This window comes from Pedobacter sp. 05L430 (assembly GCF_056397585.1).
This window is the reverse complement of sequence record NZ_JBFTNT010000392.1, coordinates 1-3,336: the sequence shown is the minus strand read 5'-3', so window position 1 is coordinate 3,336 and position 3,336 is coordinate 1. Positions and strand designations below refer to the sequence as shown.

Genomic DNA, 3,336 nt, shown 5'->3' with positions numbered 1-3,336 from the left:
ACCTTCTTCTGTACAGGCCAATACAACACGGTCGTCGGTAAAACTTCCTAAATATCCAAACGGACTATCCTGACTGGTACATTCTAACCAGGTGGTATCACTTTTAAGTGGTACACATAAAATAATATGATTTCCCTGATCCATGCTTGCAAAATCGGCATCCATACTCTTTTTATAACTATCGCCATATACCACGCAATAAAGACTGTTTATACCTACAGCTTTTAATAAACTTTGTGTGTAATTTACCAGCGCTTTACAATCGCCATAAGAAACACGGTGCACTTCTGTTGCTTCAAAAGGTTGGAATCCGCCTATACCAATCTGCACACTAATGTATCTTGTTTTCTTCTGCACGTATTCATAGATCTTTTTTGCCTTCTCTTTATCACTGTCTAATCCTTTTACCAGGTTGTTCATCTCCTGAATAATATCTGGCGAAAGTGTTTGTCTTGTTTTTACGAGGTCATCATAAACCCACTTTCCTAACTCCTGCCAGTTGCTATAGCTTCCTTTATGACCATAATAAGTAAACTGTTCGGGTGCTATTTTCACATAGGTAAGATAATTGTCAGGATCAGGAGCATAAGGTTCACGCTTAATCGCACTTAGGTTAGTTACCTTCCATGTCCTACTAATAACCTTATCTGATTTTACTACCTCTGCATTCCCTTTGTAGTTGTATTCTTTTATACGGATTTTATCATCGGGCTTGGAGATGAAAGTGTAACTGGTTTTCTCTACAGAAACATCAGAATAGGGTGTTGCATACCAATCAGGGATGATCAGGTTTTGTTTAAACCTGATTTCATATTCGTAAGATATCGTGTAAGGATAAGTTAAAACATTAGGATTATACCTCTTAATCCGGGCATCTTCAAATAAAGAAAAATCACTAACAGCACTTTCATCCAGAAAGTTGCTTAAGGAAAACTTTCCGGCTGGTTTTCCAAAAGAATCCATAATAATTCCCTTTACACCTTTAATGGAGGTAGCCTTGTTGTAAAAGAGCGCTAAAGCTGCTACCTGGTCTCCGTTCTTATTCAGAACGGTAATGGCTTTTTTCACATTAAGGATAACATTCTCTGGAGCACGCATATCTACGGTAGTCTCCATGTTTCTGACTACGGCATTAGCACGACTTTTTAATGCAGAAGGAATGTTTTCTACATTATAATCTGGTTGCTCCTGAGCGTATCCCTTAAAGGCAACAGCAATAAAAATCAGAAGTAATAATCTCTTCAGCATTTACTTGGTTTTTTTAAATACAATATCAGTTTTTTGCGATTGTATAATACGGCTATAAAATTCTTTCAATGACAAGTAATCCTCAGATTCGTAAATAGGTTTATTGAATTGAAGCATCTCATTGAAAACAAAAGAATCGTCTTGCATTGATGTTGAGGCAAGATATTTCCCGCCATTTTCTGTCAGCGCCATCGACATATCTTTCGGTTTATCAATTACAGAAATATTAGCAGGAAGTTTAATGATCATGGTGATCCTTTCTTCGCTTGCCGCCCCCATATCAACAGGATAAGTCCTTTCATTTAAATTGAATGGGTTTTTAGTAATACGATTAATAAAGAATGGATTAAAGTATGATTGATCGGCATTTAAATTGTCAAAGACCTTCATTTCAATCTCATAGTCTTCTACCAGCGTGTTGTCCAGGCTATCTACATTTTCTATTGAATGTTTTAATATGTTTATTCYGGGCATTTGTTCGTCTAACTTTTCTACATACTCATCTACAGAGTTGGCTGCTACAATGCGCTGGCGTTTTTTAAGTGCAGCATACCCTAATGAGTAAGTAGTTAGTTTGCCCTTTAGTTTTCCATCTGCAGTTAATTCCGCATTAAGGACATACTTTGTAGACTCTTTTTGACTGGCTTTTAAATCGTACCAGTAAGATGGTTTCTTTAAATTAATAACCCTGCCATTTCCATTTATACAATGTAATGGAAGCAGGCCGAATGGTAACAGGGGTTCTGTTGCATCCAGTAAATAGCTTTTATCGCCAATATTAACCTTTGCAACCACATAATTAAAATCGCTGATCACCGGATAAAGGTTGTTAACTACCCCATTTGCCCTGGTTGATAATATTACGGCTTCAGCATCCAGATCTGCGGCGCTTAAAGCAGCAATTAATGCTAAATTTATATCTCCGGTATTTCCAGAGTGCTTTTCAAGAGCGGTTTTAATGTTATTCTCACTGTAAATACCAATGAAACCATTCATTTTTATATTCTTCCTAATGTAATTATAAATGGCTTTTGCCTTGCTTAAATCATCGCTGGCTTTGCCCAATATTTGAGGCATCAGCTCTTTAAAAACATCTTTTCGCTTCATTTGAGTGCCAAATGATTTGTCTGAATTTAATTCATAATCAACATCTTTCCAGGTCTTAGTGATGCTTTTTTTGCCACCATTAAGCATAACATAGTCAGAAAGCTCATAGTAAATGGCCGATCTGAAGTTACTTGGGGCAGTCATATAATCCTCTTCAATCAATGCCGGAACGTCCTTCATAATATAGGTCATTTTTGAACAGTCAATCTTATTTCCTGCAATCATTAAACATTCCTTCTTTATTTCTGCATTCTGCTTGGTAAGTTTCTGCGCCCCTCTTAACGAAACATTGTAATTATAGATAGCAGGGATATTGGCTATATATTCGCTGTGTAACTTTGGGATGTCTGATTGAAATTCCCATGTTTTAAAGTTGAAGATATAAGGCGAATGCAGTCGGTAGCTATATTCAATAATGCTTCCATCCATTAAGTTGGGCATCGTAAATTTTGTTAGCGAAACGTATTTGTTCTTTTTCTCATTGAATACTTGTTTCTTATCCAGCTCAGTTTTAACCAGCTGACCATTTACAATATTTATCGTAGTGGCTTTTAGTTCTTTAATTTCATCTTCATCATCCCGATATATCCTCAATGGAATTACAATATTTCCATGGTTAAAACCTTCTTTATTAAATATTTTAATGCGTACATGATATTCAAAATCAATGTAGGTTTTACCGGTTGCATTATCCAGCTGTACGGCTGTAGTGCCAAATTCTCTGATAACCATAGCATTAGCATTGCTATCTAGTTGCGTGTTTTTTAATTCAATATCACTTCCTGTAATTCTTGCATACTCAAAATCCTGAGCATAAGAATGACTAATCGAAAAAAACGATAAAAGAAGCGCAATGGAAAAAAGTTTCATAATGGAGCGATATTATATAGCAGTATTGATACAGCAAAGGAAATAAAAATATACATTAAAACCATTTGTTTCAGAATTTAATGCATTATCAAATAAGTTAAGGTTTAATGG

The 3,336-nt window shown here is 35.7% G+C and carries 2 protein-coding genes; both read right to left on the bottom strand.

The features are described 5' to 3' along the window. The coding region (locus AC1DG9_RS25330; RefSeq protein ID WP_477635490.1) for a DUF3857 domain-containing protein at positions 1–1,248 on the bottom strand (1,248 nt) is incomplete at its 3' end. Then, a complete protein-coding gene (locus tag AC1DG9_RS25325) occupies positions 1,249–3,225 on the bottom strand; it encodes a DUF3857 domain-containing protein (protein WP_477635489.1) in 1,977 nt (658 codons plus the stop codon). Positions 3,226–3,336: the final 111 nt, after the last annotated feature.